We start from the raw sequence: 20,971 nt of genomic DNA, 5'->3' as shown, positions 1-20,971 counted from the left end.
GCAGCGGCCCGCGGAGTTTTCGAGGAGGGATCGGTCGATGGGGACCATCGTGGTTGGTTATGTGCCCAAGCCGGAAGGCGATGCGGCGCTCGACAAGGCGATTGCGGAGGCAGAGCTCCGCAAGGCGAAACTTGTCGTCGTCAACTCGCACCGCGGGGGCCATGACTTCGACCAGGTGGCTGCCGTGCAGGCCGAGGAGGACATCGCCAAGGTGCGCGCGAAGCTGGACGCCGCCGGGGTTTCCTACGACCTGCGCCAGCTCGTGCGTGGCTTCGAGCCGGCCGAGGACCTGATCAGCATCGCGGAGGCCAACTCTGCCGAGCTCATCGTGATCGGGCTGCGCCGTCGCACGCCGGTCGGGAAGCTGATCCTCGGGAGCAACGCCCAGCGCATCCTGCTCGACGCTCACTGCCCCGTGATGGCGGTCAAGGCCGAGGGCTGATCCGAACCGACGTGAGGCAAGATGGATGACATGGGCATCCACATCACCGGAGACGCAGACGCCGACCGGGTCCTGACCGACAGTCCGTTCGCCCTCCTGGTCGGCATGATGCTCGACCAGCAGTACCCGATGGAACACGCGTTCCGCGGACCCGCCAAGGTGCTGGCGCGCTTCGGGTCCATCGAGCCGGCTGCCATCGCGGCGGCTGATCCTGAGGAGTTCGCCGCCCTGTGCAGCACGACTCCGGCGATCCACCGGTTCCCCGGCTCCATGGCAGCCAGACTGCAGGAGCTTGCCGCCATCGTGGAGGAGCAGTACGGCGGCCACGCAGAGCGACTGTGGACCGAGGCCGAATCGGGAGCCCACCTGCTCAAGCGAATCATGGCGCTGCCCGGGTTCGGCAAGCAGAAGGCCCAGATCTTCGTCGCTCTCCTGGCCAAGCAGCTCGGCGTACGACCGACCGGCTGGGAGTCCGTGGTCGGCGACTACGCACACGACGGCTACCGGTCGGTGGCCGACGTGGTCGACCCCGTGTCGCTGCAGAAGGTGCGCGACTTCAAGAAGCAGAAGAAGGCCGCCGCCAAGGCGGGATGACGGTTGACCGGCGTCCGCTCACACCCCGGACACGTAGGGCAATGGTCGAGGGCTCACCATCGCCGTGGCAGAATATGAACAGCGGCTCTTGACGACACCGGCCTTTGCCGCGCCCGGATTGTGATTCACGAGAGGTGTTCGTGTCTTCGAACCCACGCAAGCTCCTGCCCGCAGAGGTGCTCACGCACCCCGCTGTCCTCGCCCTCGTCGAGGTCGGCGCCGCCTCCGGCATCATCAGTCCGGAGCAGGTCAGACAGGCCAGCGAGGAGGCGGCGGTCGAGCCGCGCCACCTCAAGGCCCTGTTGGTGCACCTGAGTGCCCAGGGCATCTCGGTGCAGGTGTCCGCCGAGTCGAGCCGCAGTGTGGCCGCCGCGTCGCCCCGCGCCGCGACGACCGCCACCACCGCGAAGAAGGCGCCGGCCAAGAAGGCGTCGGCTGCCCCTGCTGCTGAGGAGACGCCCGCCCCAGCGGCCAAGCGGGCACCGGCGAAGCGCGCGGCCAAGAAGGCCAGCGAGCCCGCGACCCCCGTCGTCCTCGACGACGTGGTCGTGGTGGGACCCGACGGCAAGAAGGTGCTGCCCGACATCGCCGACGAAGAGTTCGAGAAGGACGTCAAGACCGACCCGACCATCGTCGAGGACGAGAAGAAGGCCACGTTCGTGGTCTCCGCCGCCGACGAGACCGACGAGCCGGAGCAGCAGGTCATGGTCGCCGGCGCGACCGCCGACCCGGTCAAGGACTACCTGAAGCAGATCGGCAAGGTCCCCCTCCTCAACGCCGAGATGGAGGTCGAGCTCGCCAAGCGGATCGAGGCCGGCCTCTTCAGCGAGGAGAAGCTCGCCAAGGGCGGCAAGATCACCCCGAAGGCGCTCGACGAGCTCACCTGGATCTCCGAGGACGGCCGTCGGGCCAAGAACCACCTGCTCGAGGCCAACCTGCGCCTCGTGGTGTCGCTGGCCAAGCGCTACACCGGTCGCGGGATGCTGTTCCTCGACCTCATCCAGGAGGGCAACCTCGGCCTGATCCGTGCCGTCGAGAAGTTCGACTACACCAAGGGCTACAAGTTCTCGACCTACGCCACCTGGTGGATCCGCCAGGCCATCACCCGTGCCATGGCCGACCAGGCCCGGACCATCCGGATCCCGGTGCACATGGTCGAGGTCATCAACAAGCTGGCCCGGGTGCAGCGTCAGATGCTGCAGGATCTGGGCCGCGAGCCCACTCCGGAGGAGTTGGCCAAGGAACTCGACATGACCCCCGAGAAGGTCATCGAGGTGCAGAAGTACGGCCGTGAGCCCATCTCGCTGCACACCCCGCTCGGTGAGGACGGTGACTCCGAGTTCGGCGACCTGATCGAGGACTCCGAGGCCATCGTGCCGGCCGACGCGGTCAGCTTCACCCTCCTGCAGGAGCAGCTGCACGCCGTCCTCGACACCCTCTCCGAGCGCGAGGCAGGCGTGGTGAGCATGCGTTTCGGCCTCACCGACGGCCAGCCCAAGACACTCGACGAGATCGGCAAGGTCTACGGCGTGACCCGCGAGCGGATCCGCCAGATCGAGTCGAAGACCATGTCGAAACTGCGTCACCCGAGCCGCTCGCAGGTGCTGCGCGACTACCTCGACTGAGAAGCTCGGGTATCCGCGAGGCCCCTGCAACCTCCTGATGGTCGACCGCGTCTTAGCGACGTAGGGCGTCGAATCGGCGCCATCGACTTCAGGGGGACTCCCATGGCACACCTCAGGACCCGACTCGGCCTGGCCGCAGTCGCACTCACCACCATCGGCACCGGTCTCCTCGCGAGCCCCGCCTCGGCGCAGGTCGTCAGCATCGTCGACGGACCCGACGCCAGTGGCTCGCTGGGTGACATCTTGAACGTCCGCATCAACCACGCACCGAACCGCGTCATCGTCACCACCGAGGTGGCAGACCTACGCGCCACCTCCGCGGCAGGCCCGTCCGGGCTGAACATCTGGCTGGACACCGACCCCGCGACGGCCGGGCCGGACTTCGTCTTCCGCACCGGCCTGCAGGCCGGCCAGGACTTCACGCTGCAACGCACCAACGGCTGGAAGCCGAAGGGCAACCCCATGACCTGTGACCACCGGGCGGTCTTCGACCGGGCCGCGGACACGGTGAAGTTCAACGTGGCCAGGCGCTGTCTCGCCAACCCCGAGAAGGTCCGGATCGCCGAGCGGATGCGGGACGACTTCGATGGCTCCCACCCCATCACCGACTGGCTGAAGGGCACCCGCCACCTGACCCGATGGGTCGCGCACCCCTGACCCGCCGCGCTGCAGTACCGTCCCGGGGGTGAGCACTCGACTCCTCCAGGCAGCCGAACAGGACGCCGCCCGAGCCTCCACGAACAGTGGCGTCACCCTGCGCGAGCTGTCCGGGCTGGAGGAGTGCCAGGCCGCCGAAGCCGTGTGCAACCAGGTGTTCTCCCCAGATGCTGGCACCGCCGCCGTGACGGTCGAATGGCTGCGCGTGCTGGCGAAGACGGGCAACTACGTCGGCGGCGCCTTCGAGGGGGACCAGCTCGTCGCCATGGCCGTCGGAGTCAGGTCGGGGCCGACCGGCGCATCCCTGCACAGCCACGTCGCCGCCGTACTCGGCGAACGGGCCGGGCGCGGGATCGGTTTCGCGCTCAAGCTGCATCAGCGCGCATGGGCGCTGCGCAAGGAGATGCCGTCCATCACCTGGACCTTCGACCCGCTCGTGCGCCGCAACGCCCACCTCAACCTGGTGAAGCTCGCAGCGCGCCCGACGGACTATCTCCCCAACTTCTACGGCCCCCTGCGCGACGCCATCAACGGCGACGACGAAACCGATCGCCTCCTGCTCGACTGGCCGCTGCAGGACGAGCGTGTCCAAGCGGTCGCCCGTGGCGAGCGGTGCGCGCCTCCAGAGATCACAGCGGAGGAATCGCTGCTGCTCGAGGTCGGCGACGACGGGAGCCCCAGACAGAGGCAGACGGCGGCTCCGCTGCTCGGCATCGCGATTCCCGCCGACATCGAGTCGCTGCGAGCCACCCACCCGCAGCTCGCGCGAGACTGGCGCCTTGCCCTGCGCGACACCCTCGGGACCCTGATGAACGACGGCTACCGCTACCGGGGCTTCCGCTCCGAGGGCGTCTACCTGCTGGCGCGAGGAGACGGATCGTGAAGATCGACCGGGTCGAGCTCGTGCGCGTGGCCCTGCCCCTGGTGTCACCGTTCCGGACGTCGTTCGGCATCGAGACGACACGAGACGCCCTGCTCGTCCGGGTGCTCACCGCCGAGGCGGAAGGGTGGGGTGAATGCGTGGCCATGACCGAGCCCGTCTACTCCTCGGAGTACGTCGACGGCTGCATCGACGTCATCCGGCGCTTCTTCCTGCCGGTCCTCAGCGCCCACGACGACCTCCGCGCGAGCGGCGTCGCGCCCGCACTGGCCCACCTGCACGGACATCGCATGGCCAAGGCGGCCCTGGAGATGGCGGTACTGGACGCCGAGCTCCGAGCCGCCGGCCGCTCGTTCGCCACCGAACTCGGGGGAGTGCGCGACCGCGTGGCCTGCGGGGTCTCGGTGGGCATCATGGACACGATTCCCGAACTGCTCGACGCGGTGGACGGCTACCTGGCCGAGGGTTACGTCCGGATCAAGCTGAAGATCGAGCCGGGTTGGGACCTCGCCCCGGTCCGGGCGGTGCGCGAGCGGTACGGCGACGACCTGATGCTGCAGGTGGACGCCAACACGGCCTACACCAGGGCCGACACCGCGCTGCTCGGGAGGCTGGACGAGTTCGGCCTGCTCCTCATCGAGCAACCACTCGACGAGGAGGACCTGCACGGCCACGCGCTGCTCGCCGCAGCCGTCACGACCCCGATCTGCCTCGACGAGTCGGTGACGTCGGCGCGATCTGCCCGCGACGCCATCGAGATGGGCGCCTGCTCGGTGGTGAACATCAAACCCGGACGGGTGGGCGGCTACCTGGAGGCGAAGGAGATCCACGACGTCTGCGTGGAGCTCGAGGTCCCCGTCTGGTGCGGTGGGATGGTCGAGACGGGTCTCGGCCGGGCCGCCAACGTGGCCCTGGCCTCGCTGCCCGGCTTCACGCTCCCCGGCGACACGTCATCCTCGTCGCGGTTCTTCGCCCAGGACATCACGGCGCCCTTGTCCGTCGACCAGGACGGGCACATGACGGTGCCGACAGGGCCAGGGCTCGGTGTCGACGTGCTGCCGGACGTCCTCGAGGACCTGCTCGTCTCGCGTGAGTGGGTCGGCTGACTCAGCCGAGGGCCACCAGCACGACGGCGCCGGCGCAGAGCGCCAGCCCGAGGCTCTGGGCGCGGTGCACGCGCTCGTTGAGGATCACGGCGGCCAGCAGGATCGTGACCGCGGGATACAGGGACGTGATCACCGCGGACGCCGTCAGCAGTCCGGTCTGGGTGGCCAGCAGGAAGGCGAACACCGCGACGGTGGCCAGCACCCCGGCAGGGAGGCCCCAGAGCTCGGAGCGGGCCCGGGGCACCCACCTCACTCTCAGCGCCGTGGCCACCCCGACGATCGCGACGAGGCCGAGGACCTGCGCGGCGACGAGCGGCCAGTAGCCGGCTCCCTCGGGCACCTGCCCCATGGCCGCGAAGAGGACGCCGAAGCCGAGCCCGGCCAGCACACCGTCGACCAGGCCATCGGCCAGACCGGCTGAGTCGCCGGGTTCGCGCGAGACCATCCAGATGCCCGGGAAGGCGACGGCGATCCCCAGCCACACGACCGGCATCGGGCGTTCGCCACCGACCAGGCCGGCCACCACCGGCACGACCGCCGATCCGACGGCAGAGACTGGCCCCACGACCCCCATCCGCCCGGTGGACATGCCGCGGTAGAGGAACGCTCCGCCGATCCCACCGCCGGCTCCGGCCAGGGAGCCCCACAGGAGGTCGCTCTGGGTGGGCTGTCCGGTGATGGCGACGGCGAGCACCAGGGCTCCGAGCAGCGCACCGAGATCAGCCAGGAGCGCGACCGGCCACGGCGACGTACGGCGCGAGGCCAGCCCGCCGATGAAGTCGGACAGGCCGTAGGCGATCGCGGCCAGCAACGAGAGGACGATGCCCATCAGGTCGCGATGACCCCGACGGTCCAGGTCATGGTGGCCAGCACCGCCGCGGTCAGCTCGATCAGGATGCTGATCCCGACGGCCTTCAGGGCGTGCTTCGTCGATGGCCAGGCCTCGCGCGATCCGACGCGCTGGTACTCGGCGAGGTAGATCCCACCGACGAAGCCGATGAACAGCCCGACGTAGGGGATGACGAAGAACCCGATGAGCCCGGCGACCGCACCCAGCACCATCGTCGAGGTCGGGACCCCGGCGTCCTTCATCCGGGTGCGTGGCACGGTGTACTTCACGATGCTGCCGATCACCAGGAAGGTCGCGGCCACGGCGAACACCACCCAGGCGGCCGGCGAGGGCGACTCCAGGGTCCACACCAGGATCGCGCCCAGGATCAGCAGCGTGCCGGGCAGGACGGGAACGATGATCCCCGCGATGCCGATCAGGATGGCCACAGCCACGGCGAGATCGGTCCAGGTCACGGGCGACAGCCTGTCACAAATGCCCGTTGCCCCAGACCTGTGGTCCGGGGCAACGAGGAGGTTCGGCTGAGCCCGGCCGCGGCCGGGTCAGATGTGTCAGGCGAGCTTGTGCGTCTCGTCGATGACCGTCACGGCCACCTCACGAAGCTTGTCGCCGTGCTCGCGCGCGTGGTGAGCACAGAAGAGTAGTTCGCCACCGGTCTGGAGCTCTACGCGCAGGTAGGCCTGGGCTCCACATCGGTCGCATCGGTCAGCCGCGGTCAGCGCGGCGCTGGGGGCAACTGCAGTAGTCACATCGGCCTCATTTCTGTCCATGTGTCTGTCTCAACGTAACTGGCCACCCAAGGATTCCCCTGTGCGACCCAACCCCCACGTGTGTCGAGACACATCTGCTGGTCCACCATCCAATCACGAAGACCCAACCCGCGCGGCGTTAGCCACGTTCTGCGCTGATCGTTTCCACTTCGTGACCTCACCAACCGCCACCCGCTCCTCGCCATTCCCTCGGCAGGCGAGTCGTCACCGTGCAGGCGCTGAGTCGCGGGTAGATTCGTCTCACCGGACAGGAGTCCTCGACTCCATCGTGAATACCCGGGCTAGACAGGAAGACCGTGACCCAGGCCCCGACCCGACGCACCCGCAAGGACAGCACCATCGACAACACCTACAACGCCCAGCACCTCCTGGTCCTGGAGGGACTCGAGGCGGTGCGCAAACGCCCCGGGATGTACATCGGGTCCACCGACACCCGAGGCCTGATGCACTGCGTCTGGGAGATCATCGACAACGGTGTCGACGAGGCGTTGGCCGGTGCGGCGAAGCGGATCGACATCACCCTGCACGCCGACGACTCCGTCGAGGTGTACGACGACGGTCGCGGCATCCCGGTGGACAAGGAGCCCAAGACCGGTCTCCCGGGCGTCGAGGTGATCTTCACCAAGCTCCACGCCGGTGGGAAGTTCGGAGGTGGCTCCTACGTGGCCACCGGTGGACTGCACGGCGTCGGCGCCTCCGTCGTCAACGCGCTCTCCTCACGCCTCGACGTCGACGTCGACCGGACGCCCTCGCAGCAGGGCATGTCCTTCCAGCGCGGTTTCCCCGGCGTGTTCAGCGGCGAGGGTCCCGGCGCGAAGTTCGAACCGAGGTCGGGCCTGACCCGCAAGGGCAAGCGGGTCGCCAAGGGTCGGACGGGCACCCGGGTCCGGTTCTGGCCGGACCGGCAGATCTTCACGCGCGACGCGACGTACGTCTTCGACGAGCTGGTCACGCGGGCGCGCCAGACCTCCTTCATCGTGCCCGGCCTGGAGCTGGTGATCCGCGACGAACGCGGTCCCGAGCCGGTCGTCGAGAGCTTCCGCCACGACGGTGGCATCGCGGAGTTCGCCCAGTTCCTGGCCGCGGACGAACCCGTCACCGACGTCTTGCGCCTGCAGGGCATGGACTCGTTCACCGAGACCGTGCCGCTGCTCGACGAGCAGGGGCACATGACCCCGCGGGAGGTCGAGCGGGAGCTGTTCGTCGACGTCGCCCTGCGATGGGGCACCGGCTACGACACCGAGCTGCGCTCCTTCGTCAACGTCATCGCCACGCCCAAGGGCGGCACGCACGTGAGTGGCTTCGAGCAGGCCGTCACCAAGACCTTCAACGAGGTGATGCGCCAGACCAAGGCGCTCAAGGTCAACGACGCCGACGTCATCAAGGACGACGTGCTCGAGGGGCTGACCGCGGTCGTCACCGTGCGGCTGGCCGAACCGCAGTTCGAAGGACAGACCAAGGAGATCCTGGGCACGCCTGCGGCCCGCAACGTGGTCCGCAAGGTGGTGGCCGCCGAGCTGAAGTCGTTCCTGACCTCGACCAAGCGCGGGGAGAAGGCCCAGGCCAAGCTGGTCATGGAGAAGGTCGTCGGCGCATCCAAGACCCGGATCGCGGCGCGCCAGCACAAGGAGACCCAGCGCCGCAAGAACGCGCTGGAGTCCTCGGCGCTCCCGGCGAAGCTGGCCGACTGCCGGGCCACCGACAACGACCGCACCGAGCTGTTCATCGTCGAAGGTGACTCCGCCCTCGGCACCGCGAAGCTGGCGCGCAACTCCGAGTTCCAGGCCCTGCTGCCGATCCGGGGCAAGATCCTCAACGTCCAGAAGGCCTCGGTCGGCGACATGCTGAAGAACACCGAGTGCGCCTCCATCATCCAGGTGGTGGGCGCCGGTTCGGGACGCACGTTCGACCTGGAGGCCACTCGCTACGGGCGGATCATCTTCATGGCGGACGCCGATTCCGACGGGGCCCACATCCGCTGCCTGCTGGCCACGCTGTTCTTCAAGTACATGCCTGACCTCATCGCGGATGGCCGCGTGTTCAGCGCCGTGCCACCCCTGCATCGCATCGAGCTGTCCAACCCCAAGAAGGGGATGGAGAAGTACACCTACACGTATTCCGACGACGAGCTCCAGCGCAAGCTCGCCGACCTCACCAAACGTGGGGTGAAGTGGAAGGACCCGATCCAGCGCTACAAGGGGCTGGGTGAGATGGACGCCAAGCAGCTGGCTGAGACCACCATGGATCCCCGCCATCGCACACTGCGTCGGATCACCGTCGACGACGCCCTCGTCGCCGCTGACGTGTTCGAGCTCCTGATGGGCTCCGAGGTGGCGCCGCGCAAGGAGTTCATCGTGCAGGGCGCCTACGACGTGGACGTGGAGTCACTCGACGCCTGACCTCGCAACGCTCGCCCTGACCACCCACCACGCTGACGTCGGGCGGGTGGGGTCAGAACTTCTGGTCGAGCAGCCCGGAGTCGACGGAGTAGAGGAACCCGCCGATCTTGACGCTGGCCGGGATGAGGGGGTGCGAGCGCACCTTGCGCACGTCCTCCTCCAGCGAGGCGATCTGGTCGTCGATCACGTGGAACGGGTGCCAGGAGGCGTCCTGACCGGCCGACTCACCGATCTTGACCTGCAGCTCCTTCTCGGTGTGGGAGGCCATCGCGCAGCGGGTGTGGGGGATGATCAGGATCCGCTCGACACCGAGCAGGTGCACCCCGAGCACCAGGGCCTCGAGGGCCTGGGCCGTGATCCGGCCACCGGGGTTGCGGAAGATCTTGGCGTCGCCGGGCGCGAGCCCCACCATGCGCAGCGGATCGATGCGCGAGTCCATGCAGGTGACGATCGCGACGCCCGCGTGCGCCACACCGTCGAAGCCGCCGAGTGAGAAGGTCGTCGCGAAACGCTGGTTCGCGGTGATCAGGTCGTCGAAGTCGCCCACGCACCCCACCGTAGCGGAGCCGCGGTGGGCGTTCCGCACAGCTCCCGGGCAGTGGAACGGCTCGCCTAGGGTGGACCCATGGGGGTGACCAGGCGGGCGCTGCTCACGGGCGGCCTGCTCGGGGTTGGAGGAGTCGTCGGGGTGGGCGCCCTCGTCGAGTACGACGTCCTGCCCGGGCGCACCTCGGCGTACGACACCCTGGGACTCAACGGCGAGCCGGGGGTGATCCCCGACGTCCAGGGCGGCCCGGTGCGCACGGGCACCCTGAGGGGGGCGGCGTGGCGGCTCTTCGAACCGCCGGACCCCGAGCCCGGGCTGCCGGTCGTGGTCGCTTTGCACGGCGCCTACGGCAGCTCCTCGTCGCTGCAGTCGACGCTCGGTCTCGACCGGTTCCTGGCCGCCAGTGGACATCGTTTCGTGATCGCCGGGATCGACGGTGGACCGTCGTCCTACTGGCATCCCCGCGACGACGGATCCGACACCGGGGCGCTGGTCCTCGACTCGTTCCTGCCGTTGCTGGGCCAGCAGGGGTACGACGTCGCCCGGCCCGCCTTCCTGGGCTGGTCCATGGGTGGCTACGGCGCCATGCTCCTGGCCACGCGGCTGGTCGAGCAGGGGGCGCCGGTCGGTCCGGTGGCCGCCACCAGCCCGGCGGTCTGGGAGCACCTCGACGATGCGGCCCCGGGGGCCTTCGACGGCCCGGACGACTTCGCCGAAGCCGGCATGTTCCAGCGCCGGGACCTGCTGGCCGGCGTACCGCTCCGCATCGACTGCGGGCGCGGCGACCCGTTCTATCGCAGCGTCGCGGACTTCGCCGACGACCTGGACGCCGAGGTCCACTTCGAGGCCGGCGCCCACGACGCCGACTACTGGACCCGGGTGCTCCCAGCGCAGCTGGACTGGTTGGCCGTGGGGCTGTCAGCCGCGGGCGCGCAGTAGGTCGCGGGTCTCAAGACCCCGGGTCGGCGCACCGCGGAACAGGACGACCGCCAGGACTGCCGCCACGACCGCGCAGATCGCCGCCCCGGTGAACACCGTCTGCTCCTGGGCGATCCCGGCGACCTTGAGCAGGTGGGTGAACTCCGCGCACCGGCTCTTGCCGTCGCAGACCTCGCGCACGCTCGGCATCCCGTCCTGCTCGGAGTAGTAGCGGCTGAGCCCCAGGGTGGTGAGCGCAGAGATGCCCACCAGCATGCCCACCATGCGCGCCACCACCACGAACGCACTCGTCAGGCCGTGGACCGCGCTCTCAGTCGTGGACAGCACCGCCGCATTGACCGGCGCCAGCGCGAGGCCGAACCCGAAGCCACCGACCACCAGCGCCACCGACGACGACGCGTCCTCGAGGCTGGTCAGGCCCCACCGGCTCATCAGCACGAAACCGACGGCGGCCAGCAGCATCCCGACCGCGGTGACGACGCCGGCCGGCAGGGACCGGGTCAGGTAGCCACCGATCACTGCTCCGACCGGGAGGGCGATGAGGAAGCGCACCAGGACCAGTGCTGCGAGCAGTTGCGAGTCGGGGTAGACGGTCGTGCGCGCGAAGATCGGGATGTCGATGAGGGCGGCGATCAGTGCAGCCCCGATGAAGAAGCTCACCAGCAGCGACCCCCAGGCGGGACGCATCGCGAGCGCTCCTCGGGGGACCAGGGGAGCAGAGCTGCGACGCAGATGCACCGCGAAGGCGATCGCCGCGATCAGGGACCCGATGAGGTAGTAGATGCCGCGGTCGGAGAACACCTCGACCCGCGGGTCCGCGGTGGCGAACGCCAGGATCACGCCGCTGAGGCTGAGCGCCAGCAGCGCGGCACCGACCAGGTCGGCCTCGCGCAGGCTGGCCCACCAGCCCTTGAGGTCGACCAGCGGGCGTGCCGCGAGGAGGCAGCGCACGAACAGGGCTGCCCACACGCCCACCGCGGTGAGGCCGACCGGTGTGAACCAGCGACCGTCTCCGGCGTAGGGCACGAACATGCTGCCGAGGGTGATGTCCTGCTTGAGAGCCGTGGGCTGCAGCATCGTGAGTGCCGTCGCACCGCCGGCGACCACGAGCAGCAGCAGGCCGAGCAGATCCGGGACCCGACGCACGGGGACGGTCCCGGACAGACCGCGGATCGCGGCGGCCAGCACGAGCCCGACAGCGAGGTTGATGGCGAAGATCATCCGCCAGTCGGCCACGGCCAGCACCACCGCCCCGAACAGCGGCCCGATCACGCTGCCGATCTCCTGCACAGCCGACACGACCCCCAGGGGTACGCCGCGCCGTTCGGCCGGGTAGAGGTCAGCGACCAGGGCGAGGGTCGCGGGGACCAGCCCGCCCCCGCCGACACCCTGGAGGAACCGGCCGGTGACCATGCTGGGCAGGTCGTAGGCCAGGGCCGTCACCGCCGAGCCGATCGCGAAGAGCACCAGTGCCATGACCAGCACCGGGACGCGCCCGCGGAGGTCCGCGATCCGGCCGATCAGCGGCAGCATCGCCACGTAGCCCAGCAGGAAGCCGGAGATGATGGGAGCCGCCCGCTGGAGCTCGTCGAGTGGGACGCCGGCCGCCCTCATCATCTCGGGCAGTGCCAGCACCACGACGTAGGTGTCTGCCGCCGCGAAGGCGACGGCCACAGCGGCCAGGCCCAGCAGGAGTCGGCTCTGGTGGGTGACCGGTGCCCGGGACCCGCCCACGCCACCGCTCACGGTGCGGTGATCTCCTTGGTGGTGCCGTAGTTCTGGAAGGTGACGGTGTAGGTCATCTCCGGGGAACCGTCGTAGAAGATCCCGGTGAGGTCGGCCTGACGCAGCTCGCCGTTGTCGGCGATCTGGTAGGTGGCCTCGAAGTTGCCCTCCGGCACGCTGGGGATGATCGCGGACATGGCCTCGCTCGGGACGGTGCCGGTGTATTCGGTCAGGATCTCGTCGTTGTCCTTGCCGCCGCGCACGCTCTCCCCGGCCTCGAGGTCGGTGGTGGCGGCAAGCATCGCGGAGAACCCCTTGTCAGGGCTCACGAGGTCGGCTGGCTCGGGGGCGCCGTACTCCCCGGGGTCGACGTCTGACCAGACCGGCACCAGCGGCAGCTGTGCGTAGGTCTTGCCGTCCACCGCCACCACGGGCACGCCGAAGGACTTGCCCGACAGTACGACGGTGAGCTCACCTTCGAAGGCCGGGGCGTTGGTGGCGACGCCCTCGGCGCCGGAGATCCCGCTCACGTCGTCGGGCAGGTTGTGGGTGACCAGGTCGAGATCGAGGCCCGTGGTCTCGTCGAGCGTCGTCTTGGCGGTGGCGATCACGTCCTCGGGCGACTTGCCCGCGCCGGCTGCCTCCCCGGAGTCGGAGCACCCGGCGAGCGGCAGACCCAGCAGGGCGACGGCGACGATGAGCTGGCGTGACGAGAACATGCCCTCAGCCTTCCACAACGACGTCCGCAGCCACCCGGCCCGCCACCGGTCCGGCACAGGCCAGGATCGGTTGGGATCCCGGAGTGCCGGAGCCGTCACGTCGCCCCGTCGCTTCGGGCAGGTCGATCGGGGCCCCGCTCGCAGCGGCCGCCCGGGCGGGTGCCAGGCCGGCCCACGCGAAGACCAGGGTGTCCTCGCCCTTGAGGAAGCGGTGGCAGCGGACTCCGCCGGTGCCGCGCCCCTTGGCGGGGTATTCGGCGAACGGAGCCACCTTGACCGCACCGGGCTCGGTGCCCGGGAGTGCGGTCGACGAGCCCGAAGCCGTGACGACGACGGCAGTCTCGGGATCGACGGCGCCGAACCACGCCACATGCTCACCCGCGGTCAGCCGGATGCCGGCGATGCCGCCCCCGGCCCGCCCCTGCGGGCGGACGGCGTCCGCGCCGAACTGCAGGAGCTGGGCGTCGCTGGTGATGAAGCACAAGGTCTCGGATCCGGTGCCGAGCTCGAGGGCGCCGACCACCTCGTCGCCGTCCTTGAGGGAGATCACCTCCCACTCGTCACGGCTCAGCACCTCGGGGTTGACCCGTTTCACGATGCCGTGGCGGGTGCCGAGGGCGAGCCCGGGTCCTTCGGTGGTCAGGGAGACGAGCGACAGGGCTCGCTCCCCGGCGTCCAGGGAGAGCACCTCGCTCAGCGGCAGCCCGCCTTGCAGGTTGGGGTCGTTGGCCGAGGCCGGGATCGTGGGCAGGTCCAGGACGCCGAGCCTGAGCAATCGGCCCCGGCTGGTCAGGACGCCCACCTCGCCGCGGGCGCTGGTGCGCACGACCGACACCACCACGTCGTGGTTGGTGCGCGCACCACCGGAGCCCGGCGGGTCAGCGGTCGAGGACCGGGCCAGCAGCCCACTGGAGGACAGGAACGCGAAGCACGGGTCGTCGGAGACCTCGAGGGGGACCGACGCCGCGGTGACCGTGGTGCCGGCCGACTCGAGCAGGACCGTGCGTCGTGGCGTGCCGTAGGTCTTGGCCACCTCCGCCAGCTCCTCGGAGATCACCTTCGCCAGCAGCTTGGGGTCGGCCAGGATCGCGTCGAGGCCGTCGATGGTGGCCTGGAGCTCGGACCTCTCCTGCTCGAGCTCGATGCGGGAGAACTTCGTCAGCCGGCGCAGCGGCATCTCGAGGATGTAGTTGGTCTGGGTCTCGGTCAGGTCGAACACCTGGATCAGGCGTTCGCGGGCCATGGCGGTGTCGTCGCTGGTGCGGATCAGCTGGATCACCTCGTCGATGTCGATGATGGCCACCAGCAGGCCGTCGACCAGGTGCAGCCGCTCGGCGGCCTTGCCGCGTCGGTAGGCCGTGCGGCGGCGCACGACATCGAAACGGTGGGCGAGGAAGACCTCCAGCAGCTGCTTGAGGCCCAGGGTCCGGGGCTGACCGTCGACCAGCGCGACGTTGTTGATCCCGAAGGAGTCCTCCAGCGGGGTCTGGCGGTAGAGCTGCTCGAGCAGCGCCTCGGGCACGAAGCCGTTCTTGACCTCGATGACCAGGCGCAGACCGTGACTGCGGTCGGTGAGGTCCTTGATGTCGGCGATGCCGAGCAGCTTCTTGGACTGCACCAGGGTCTTGATCCGTTCAACGATCTTCTCGGTCCCGACCCCGTAGGGCAGCTCGGTGACCACGATGCCCTTGCGCCGTGCGGTGACCGACTCGATCCGGGCGGTGGCCCGCATCCGGAAGACGCCGCGGCCGGTCTCGTAGGCGTCGCGGACGCCGTCAAGCCCCACGATCTTGCCGCCCGTGGGCAGGTCCGGGCCGGGGATGAAGCGCATCAGGTCGTCGAGGGTGGCCTTCGGGTGTCCGATCAGGTGCCGCAGCGCCTGGACCACCTCGACGAGGTTGTGCGGGGCCATGTTGGTGGCCATGCCCACCGCGATCCCGGTCGAGCCGTTGACCACCAGGTTGGGGATGGCCGAGGGCAGCACCGACGGCTCGAACTCGCGGCTGTCGTAGTTCGGCTTGAAGTCGACGGTCTCCTCGTCGATCGAGGCCGTCATCGCCATCGCGGCCGGGGCCATGCGGCACTCGGTGTAGCGCATGGCGGCCGGCGGGTCGTCGGGCGATCCGAAGTTGCCGTGCCCGTCGATGAAGGGCAGTCGCAGCGACCAGGGCTGGGCCATGCGGACCAGGGCGTCGTAGATCGCTCCGTCGCCGTGCGGGTGCAGCCGCCCCATCACCTCACCGACGACGCGGGCGCTCTTCACGTGGCCCCGGTCGGGCCGCAGCCCCATGTCGTTCATCGTGTAGAGGATCCGGCGCTGGACCGGCTTGAGTCCGTCGCGGGCATCGGGCAGGGCCCGGGAGTAGATCACCGAATAGGCGTACTCCAGGAAGGACGAGCGCATCTCGTCGCCGACGTCGATGTCGAGGATGTGCTCCTCGAAGTCCTCGGGCGGTGGTTCGGTGGTCTTGCGGGCTGCCATGACAGGCATTCTCCCTGTCGGCGCCGACGGGGGAGCGCGGGCACGCCGATGGGTCTCGACAAGCTCGGCCGACGAGGGGCACGCTAGATTTTCGCCATGACCTCCGACGAGCCGAGCACTGCAGAGCCCGTCCATCCGCCCCCGAAGCACTGGGAGGCCGACGTCGTCCTGCGTGACGGGCGGACGGCGCACATCCGACCGATCCGCGGCGAGGACGCCGACCTGCTCGTCGAGTTCTACGCACGGGTGTCGGCGGAGTCCAAGTACTACCGGTTCTTCACCCCGATGCCGATGCTGTCGGACCGCGACGTCCAGCGCTTCACCCATGTCGACCATGTGGACCGGGTCGCCTTCGTGCTCACCGTGGCCAAGAAGCTCATCGCGGTCGGTCGCTATGACGTGGTCGAGGCGGGTGAGGCAGAGGTCGCCTTCCTGGTCGAGGACGAGCACCAGGGCCGCGGCATCGCCCAGCTGCTCCTCGAGCACCTGGCCCAGGCCGGCCGCGAGCGCGGGGTCGAGAGGTTCGTCGCCGAGGTGCTGCCCGACAACCAGCGGATGATCCAGATCTTCCGCGACGCCGGCTACCGGGTGGCGGGAGGCTACTCCGACGGTGTGATGATGCTGGAGTTCCCGATCGACACCACCGACACCGCCATGGGCGTGATGTCGGACCGGGAGCACCGCGCCGAGTCAGCCTCGATCGAAGCCTTCTTCAACGCCAAGTCGGTGGCCGTCATCGGTGCCTCGCGTCGCCAGGACACCATCGGCGCTGCCCTGGTGCGCAACCTCGTCCTGGGTGACTACACCGGGCGGGTCTACGTGGTGAACCAGTCCGCGACCGCGGTCTCCGGGATGCCGGCCTACGCCAATGTCGGCGACATCCCCGACCAGGTCGACGTGGCCATCGTCGCAGTGCCGGCCGATGCTGTGCAGGACGTCGTCCTGGACTGTGCCGCCAAGGGCGTCCACGGACTGGTGGTGATCTCGTCGGGGTTCGCCGAGACCGGGGAGGAGGGCCGGCAGCGGCAACGCAGGCTGGTCGGCCTGGCCCGCTCCTATGGCCTGCGACTCATCGGACCCAACTGCCTGGGCGTCATCAACACCGATCCGGACGTCCAGCTCAACGCCTCCCTGTCGCCGAACATCCCGCCGCGCGGACGGGCCGGGTTCTTCTGCCAGTCCGGCGCGCTGGGCACCGCGATCCTGGAGAAGGTCGGCAACCGAGGGTTGGGGCTCTCGACCTTCGTCAGCGCCGGCAACCGTGCCGACGTCTCCGGCAACGACCTGCTCCAGTACTGGGAGGAGGATGACTCCACCGAGGTCGTCCTGCTCTACCTGGAGTCCATCGGAAACCCGCGCAAGTTCTCCCGCATCGCGCGCCGGGTCTCCAAGCGCAAGCCGATCATCGCGGTTCGGTCGGGGCGCACCACGCAGGGCGTGCCGATGGGACACGCGGTCCGGCACATCGCCGCACCACCCCAAGCCGTCGATGCGATGTTCCGGCAGGCCGGGGTCATCCAGGTCGACACCCTCGACGAGATGTTCGACGTCGCCCAACTGGTGGCTCACCAACCCCTGCCCAACGGAAACCGGGTGGCCGTCGTCGGCAACTCCGATGCCCTCGGGCTGCTCGCTGCCGATGCCGCGGCGTCGGTCGGGCTCGTGGTCGCCAAGTCCGTGGCCCTCGGCGCGGAGGCGACCGCCGAGGACTTCGAGGACGCCCTCGACGACGCCATCGACGACCCCGGCGTGGACTCGGTCGTGGCTGTCTACATCCCACCCCTGAACGTCACCGGCGAGGAGGTCGCCAACGTCCTGGCCGCCGTGGGGGAGCAGTCCGACAAACCACTGGTCTCCACCTTCCTCGGCGCCGAGGGAGTCCCCGAGCTGTTGCGGGTGCCCGACGTCGCGGGTGCCACCGCCGGACGTGGCTCGGTGCCGTCGTACCCCGCGGTCGAGGCGGCCGTGCGCGCCCTGGCCCGGGTCGTGGAGTACGCCGTGTGGCTGCGTGCCCCCGACGGGGAGACAGCCGACAAGCTGGAGGTCGACGCGGCGGCAGGCAAGCGGTTGGTCAACGAGATCCTGATGCGCTCACCCGAGGGCCGCGACCTCGAGTTCGTCGAGCTGCGGGACCTGCTCGCGGCGTACGGCGTCGACCTGTGGGAGACCCGGCCCGTACGCAACCAGAAGGAGGCCATCGCCGCCGGCCGTGCCCTGGGCTGGGACGTCGTCCTCAAGGGCACCGCAGATCACCTGCGGCACCGCCCCGACCTGGCTCACGTGTGGCGCAACGTGGACTCCGCAGCCGAGATGCGGGACGCGTGGAACTCGCTGGGGGAGTTGATCACCGATCCGGCCCAGGCCGGGTTCGTGGTGCAGCGCAACGCTCCGCCGGGCGTGCCGATCCGGATCGGCAGCCTGGAGGACCCCCTCTTCGGTCCGGTGGTGTCCTTCGGGCTCAGCGGGCCGCTCACCGAGCTGCTCCAGGACAAGTCCTACCGGATCCCTCCACTGGAGGAACGCGATGCCGGGGCCATGGTGCGCGAGATCAAGTCGGCGCCCGTGCTCTTCGGCTACCGCGGCGCCGAGCCGGTCGACGCGGAGGCGGTCGAGCGACTGATCCGACTCATCGCCCAGTTGAAGAACGACCTGCCCCAGGTCCGTCAGCTCGACCTCTCCCTCGTCCTGGCCGGCACGGAGGGTGTCTCGGTCCTGACCGCGACCGGACGGGTTGCGCCGGTGGCGGATCCGCGCTCGGACTGGTTCGTGCGCCGGTTGACCACCATGGCGTCCGACACGTACCCCGACTGAGCGTGACAGACTGCTGGCATGCACAGATTTGCCATGGCCGACGACGGGGCCAAGGGCCTGCGGACCGCCATCGAGAACACCGGCTACTACCCGGAGATCGTCACTGACGGTGTCGCCAGCGCCGTGGCCGGTGAGCAGGTGGTGTCGTTCTACGTGCACCACGAGCCCACCATCGAGGGGGACGAGGTCCGCCGCCACATCACCGTGGTGGTGCTCACCCCCAGTCGGCTGATCCTGGCGCACACCGACGAGCACACGGGCGATGACCTGCTGCCCGAGCCCTACACGTCCACCTCCACCGAGGCGATCTCGCTGAGCGCGGTGCGCTCGGTCGTGGTGACGCGCATGGTGGCCAACCCCACGTCAGGCCCCCAGCCCGCCGCCGAGGCGGTGCTGACCATCGGATGGGGTGGCGTGGGCCGGATCGACCTCGAGCCCGCCGGGTGCAGTGACCCCCAGTGCGAGGCGGACCACGGCTACACCGGGGTCCTGGCCTCCGACGACTTCTCCCTGCGGGTCTCGGCTGCTGCCGACGGTGGCGACGCGGTCGGTGGACTGCTGGAGTTCGCCACCTCGCTCTCGGCTGCCACCCAGGTCATCGCCCCTTCGGCGTGAGCGCGTCCACACCGGGTTTCATCGAACCGGCGTACCACCAGCACTCACTGTCCGACGTCGTCCCCGCGGTCGCCTCCGCACTGGGGGTCGAGAGCCTGATCCGCGACCTGGGCGGGTCCTCGCTGCGGTTGCCCGACGCCGCGGCGTACGTCGTGTTCCTGGTGGACGGACTGGGCGCCGAGCTGCTCAGCCGATTTCGCCACGCAGCGCCGTTCCTGTCCTCGCTGGTCTCGACACCGGGCACCTGCGGGGTGCCCTCGACGACGGCCACCTCCCTCACCTCGCTCGGCACCGGTCTGACGCCCGGCCAGCACGGGCTGGTGGGGTTCACCTCCCGGATCCCCGGCACCGAGACACTCCTCAACCACCTCCTCTGGGACCGGTCCGTGGACCCCCTCGAGTGGCAGCCGCACCAGACCGCTTTCGGCCTGCTCGCCGGCGAAGGGGTCCGCGTCACCACCGTCAACAAGCGGGAGTTCGCGGGCACCGGACTCACTGTCGCCTCGGCGCGTGGGGCGGAGTTCGTGGGGGCCGACAAGGTCGGCGAGCGGATCGCCGCCGTGCTCGCCGCGACCCGCGGAGGTCCGTCCCTGACCTACCTCTACGACGGTGACCTCGACTGGACCGGCCACAAGCACGGTGTGGCCTCGACCGCCTGGCTGCAGCAGCTGGCCATGATCGATGCCGAGGCCGAGCAGCTGCGCGAGGCGTTGCCGTCCTCGGTGCGCCTGGTCGTGGTCGCCGACCACGGGATGGTCGACAGCCCGATGGCCGCCCGGATCGACGTGGACGAACGTCTCGAGCTGCGCGACGGGGTGAGCCTGGTCGGCGGAGAAGCACGCTTCCGACACCTCTACTGCCGACGCGGAGCCACCGACGAGGTGGCGCAGACCTGGCGTGAGGTCCTCGGCGACCGCGCGACGGTCCTGACCCGCGAGCAGGCGGGCGCACGCGGCTGGTTCGGCCCGATCGACGCCGCGGTGAGCCTGCGCATCGGCGACGTCATCGTCGCCTGCCACGGCGACAGCGCGGTGATGTCCACCCGGGACTTCCCCTACGAGAACACGCTGGTGGGACTGCACGGGTCGCTCACGCCCGACGAGATGCTGATCCCGATCCTGATCGCCTGAGGTCGAGGCCCTCAGCCGAAGGGAAGCGGCTCGGCAGCCAAGGAGACCGCACGAGCCCGTGCGGCGGTGAGGCGACGCCGGTGATGCTGGCGACAGAGCACCTCGTAGGCCACGTCGACCTCGCTGGTGTCGAGCTCGTGGGCATCGACATCGCCCACCACGACGACCTCGCCCTCGGTCACCATGGCGCCGTCCTCGGTGCGGGCGTTGTGGGTCGCCCGCTTGCCGCACCAGCACAGCGCCTCGACCTGCAGCACGTTCATCCGGTCGGCCAGTTCGACGAGCCGGGCGCTGCCGGGGAAGAGCCGGGTGCGGAAGTCGGTGAGGATGCCGAACGCGAAGACGTCGATCTGGAGCTCGTCGACGATCTTGGCCAGCTGGTCGATCTGGTCGGCGGCGTAGAACTGCGCCTCGTCGCAGATGATGTAGTCGATCCGGCCACCGGCGGTGAGGGAGCGGACGACGTAGGTCCAGAAGTCGAACCCCTCCGGCACCTCGATGGCCTCGTGGGTCAGTCCCAGGCGGCTGCTCAGGGTGGCGACCCCGGCCCGGTCGTGCGCCGTGAAGATCCGCCCCTCCCGGCCCCGTGCGGCGTGGTTGTGGTTCGTCTGGAGCGCCAAAGTGCTCTTGCCCGAATCCATCGTGCCGGTGAAGAAGTGAAGTTCAGCCACGGGGCGCAA

19 protein-coding genes are annotated in these 20,971 nt (G+C 69.5%); 11 read left to right on the top strand and 8 right to left on the bottom strand.

Going from position 1 to position 20,971, the window contains the following annotated elements; translation table 11 throughout:
- The first annotated feature begins 37 nt into the window (after positions 1-37).
- The 6 genes from AB7I40_RS18855 (at position 38) to menC (ending at position 5,304) form a co-directional block, all read left to right on the top strand.
- Positions 38-442 (top strand): universal stress protein, encoded by a 405-nt coding sequence (locus AB7I40_RS18855; RefSeq protein ID WP_428346795.1) that lies wholly within the window; start codon positions 38-40, stop codon positions 440-442.
- Positions 443-472: 30 nt separating this feature from the next.
- On the top strand, positions 473-1,036 hold the full coding sequence (locus AB7I40_RS18850; protein WP_428346794.1) for an HhH-GPD-type base excision DNA repair protein: 564 nt from the start codon (positions 473-475) through the stop codon (positions 1,034-1,036).
- Between the two features lie 134 nt (positions 1,037-1,170).
- Complete coding sequence (locus tag AB7I40_RS18845; protein WP_428346793.1) at positions 1,171-2,661, top strand: RNA polymerase sigma factor; 1,491 nt, start codon at positions 1,171-1,173, stop codon at positions 2,659-2,661.
- Positions 2,662-2,763: 102 nt separating this feature from the next.
- The gene (locus tag AB7I40_RS18840) at positions 2,764-3,318 is read left to right on the top strand and encodes a hypothetical protein (protein ID WP_428346792.1); all 555 of its coding nucleotides are present in this window, start codon (positions 2,764-2,766) and stop codon (positions 3,316-3,318) included.
- Between the two features lie 28 nt (positions 3,319-3,346).
- The gene (locus tag AB7I40_RS18835; protein WP_428346791.1) at positions 3,347-4,201 is read left to right on the top strand and encodes a GNAT family N-acetyltransferase; all 855 of its coding nucleotides are present in this window, start codon (positions 3,347-3,349) and stop codon (positions 4,199-4,201) included.
- Complete coding sequence (gene menC / locus AB7I40_RS18830; protein WP_428346790.1) at positions 4,198-5,304, top strand: o-succinylbenzoate synthase; 1,107 nt, start codon at positions 4,198-4,200, stop codon at positions 5,302-5,304. Before AB7I40_RS18835 ends, menC begins: the two co-directional genes overlap by 4 nt.
- A 1-nt stretch (position 5,305) precedes the next feature.
- On the opposite strand, the gene AB7I40_RS18825 is transcribed toward menC, so the two are convergent.
- The 3 genes from AB7I40_RS18825 to AB7I40_RS18815 all read right to left on the bottom strand — a co-directional run bounded on the left by AB7I40_RS18825 (position 5,306) and on the right by AB7I40_RS18815 (position 6,924).
- Complete coding sequence (locus AB7I40_RS18825) at positions 5,306-6,133, bottom strand: EamA family transporter (protein ID WP_428346788.1); 828 nt, start codon at positions 6,131-6,133, stop codon at positions 5,306-5,308.
- Complete coding sequence (locus AB7I40_RS18820) at positions 6,133-6,609, bottom strand: DUF456 domain-containing protein (protein ID WP_428346787.1); 477 nt, start codon at positions 6,607-6,609, stop codon at positions 6,133-6,135. The genes AB7I40_RS18825 and AB7I40_RS18820 overlap by 1 nt, the downstream gene beginning before the upstream one ends.
- Before the next feature lie 96 nt (positions 6,610-6,705).
- Positions 6,706-6,924, bottom strand: coding sequence for a DUF7455 domain-containing protein (locus AB7I40_RS18815; protein WP_428346786.1), 219 nt, complete (start codon positions 6,922-6,924; stop codon positions 6,706-6,708).
- A gap of 296 nt (positions 6,925-7,220) precedes the next feature.
- On the opposite strand from AB7I40_RS18815, the gene AB7I40_RS18810 reads away from it, so the two are divergent.
- Positions 7,221-9,323 carry a DNA gyrase/topoisomerase IV subunit B gene (locus tag AB7I40_RS18810; RefSeq protein ID WP_428346785.1) on the top strand — a complete coding sequence of 701 codons (2,103 nt, stop codon included), beginning with the start codon at positions 7,221-7,223 and terminating at the stop codon, positions 9,321-9,323.
- Between the two features lie 52 nt (positions 9,324-9,375).
- On the opposite strand, the gene AB7I40_RS18805 is transcribed toward AB7I40_RS18810, so the two are convergent.
- Positions 9,376-9,870: a beta-class carbonic anhydrase gene (locus AB7I40_RS18805; protein WP_428346783.1), complete on the bottom strand. Its 495-nt coding sequence runs from the start codon at positions 9,868-9,870 to the stop codon at positions 9,376-9,378.
- A gap of 78 nt (positions 9,871-9,948) precedes the next feature.
- Between AB7I40_RS18805 and AB7I40_RS18800 the strand changes: the two genes are divergently transcribed.
- Positions 9,949-10,809 (top strand): alpha/beta hydrolase, encoded by an 861-nt coding sequence (locus AB7I40_RS18800; protein ID WP_428346782.1) that lies wholly within the window; start codon positions 9,949-9,951, stop codon positions 10,807-10,809.
- Here the strand turns inward: AB7I40_RS18800 and AB7I40_RS18795 are convergent.
- Genes AB7I40_RS18795 through AB7I40_RS18785 form a run of 3 tightly spaced genes read right to left on the bottom strand, consistent with a single transcriptional unit; the run spans position 10,789 to position 15,735 of the window.
- Positions 10,789-12,555: an MFS transporter gene (locus AB7I40_RS18795; RefSeq protein ID WP_428346781.1), complete on the bottom strand. Its 1,767-nt coding sequence runs from the start codon at positions 12,553-12,555 to the stop codon at positions 10,789-10,791. The genes AB7I40_RS18800 and AB7I40_RS18795 overlap by 21 nt on opposite strands.
- Entirely contained in the window at positions 12,552-13,253 is a 702-nt protein-coding gene (locus tag AB7I40_RS18790; protein ID WP_428346780.1) for an LppX_LprAFG lipoprotein, read from the bottom strand. The genes AB7I40_RS18795 and AB7I40_RS18790 overlap by 4 nt, the downstream gene beginning before the upstream one ends.
- A 4-nt stretch (positions 13,254-13,257) precedes the next feature.
- Positions 13,258-15,735 carry a DNA gyrase/topoisomerase IV subunit A gene (locus AB7I40_RS18785; RefSeq protein ID WP_428346779.1) on the bottom strand — a complete coding sequence of 826 codons (2,478 nt, stop codon included), beginning with the start codon at positions 15,733-15,735 and terminating at the stop codon, positions 13,258-13,260.
- 96 nt (positions 15,736-15,831) lie between these two features.
- Between AB7I40_RS18785 and AB7I40_RS18780 the strand changes: the two genes are divergently transcribed.
- From AB7I40_RS18780 to AB7I40_RS18770, 3 genes are read left to right on the top strand one after another with little or no spacing between them, the layout of a single operon-like run.
- A complete protein-coding gene (locus tag AB7I40_RS18780; protein WP_428346778.1) occupies positions 15,832-18,546 on the top strand; it encodes a GNAT family N-acetyltransferase in 2,715 nt (904 codons plus the stop codon).
- Between the two features lie 18 nt (positions 18,547-18,564).
- Positions 18,565-19,161, top strand: a complete 597-nt coding sequence (locus AB7I40_RS18775; protein WP_428346777.1) for a DUF5998 family protein — start codon at positions 18,565-18,567, stop codon at positions 19,159-19,161.
- The gene (locus AB7I40_RS18770) at positions 19,158-20,291 is read left to right on the top strand and encodes an alkaline phosphatase family protein (protein WP_428346776.1); all 1,134 of its coding nucleotides are present in this window, start codon (positions 19,158-19,160) and stop codon (positions 20,289-20,291) included. The genes AB7I40_RS18775 and AB7I40_RS18770 overlap by 4 nt, the downstream gene beginning before the upstream one ends.
- Before the next feature lie 11 nt (positions 20,292-20,302).
- Here AB7I40_RS18770 and AB7I40_RS18765 read toward each other — a convergent pair whose 3' ends face one another.
- Positions 20,303-20,962 (bottom strand): thymidine kinase, encoded by a 660-nt coding sequence (locus tag AB7I40_RS18765; RefSeq protein WP_428346775.1) that lies wholly within the window; start codon positions 20,960-20,962, stop codon positions 20,303-20,305.
- Positions 20,963-20,971: the final 9 nt, after the last annotated feature.

The sequence above is a fragment of the Nocardioides sp. genome (assembly GCF_050246775.1).
Classification (GTDB): Bacteria; Actinomycetota; Actinomycetes; order Propionibacteriales; family Nocardioidaceae; genus Nocardioides.
Note: the sequence above shows the minus strand (reverse complement) of the source record. Positions and strands in the feature narration are given on the sequence as shown.

Excerpts from the sequence above, each read along its gene's own strand:
- AB7I40_RS18775 (WP_428346777.1), top strand. The coding sequence starts at position 18,565 with ATGCACAGATTTGCCATGGCCGACGACGGGGCCAAGGGCCTGCGGACC.
- AB7I40_RS18850 (WP_428346794.1), top strand. The coding sequence starts at position 473 with ATGGGCATCCACATCACCGGAGACGCAGACGCCGACCGGGTCCTGACC.
- AB7I40_RS18790 (WP_428346780.1), bottom strand. The coding sequence starts at position 13,253 with ATGTTCTCGTCACGCCAGCTCATCGTCGCCGTCGCCCTGCTGGGTCTG.
- AB7I40_RS18855 (WP_428346795.1), top strand. The coding sequence starts at position 38 with ATGGGGACCATCGTGGTTGGTTATGTGCCCAAGCCGGAAGGCGATGCG.
- AB7I40_RS18825 (WP_428346788.1), bottom strand. The coding sequence starts at position 6,133 with ATGGGCATCGTCCTCTCGTTGCTGGCCGCGATCGCCTACGGCCTGTCC.
- AB7I40_RS18840 (WP_428346792.1), top strand. The coding sequence starts at position 2,764 with ATGGCACACCTCAGGACCCGACTCGGCCTGGCCGCAGTCGCACTCACC.
- AB7I40_RS18780 (WP_428346778.1), top strand. The coding sequence starts at position 15,832 with ATGACCTCCGACGAGCCGAGCACTGCAGAGCCCGTCCATCCGCCCCCG.
- AB7I40_RS18800 (WP_428346782.1), top strand. The coding sequence starts at position 9,949 with ATGGGGGTGACCAGGCGGGCGCTGCTCACGGGCGGCCTGCTCGGGGTT.
- AB7I40_RS18785 (WP_428346779.1), bottom strand. The coding sequence starts at position 15,735 with ATGGCAGCCCGCAAGACCACCGAACCACCGCCCGAGGACTTCGAGGAG.
- AB7I40_RS18815 (WP_428346786.1), bottom strand. The coding sequence starts at position 6,924 with ATGGACAGAAATGAGGCCGATGTGACTACTGCAGTTGCCCCCAGCGCC.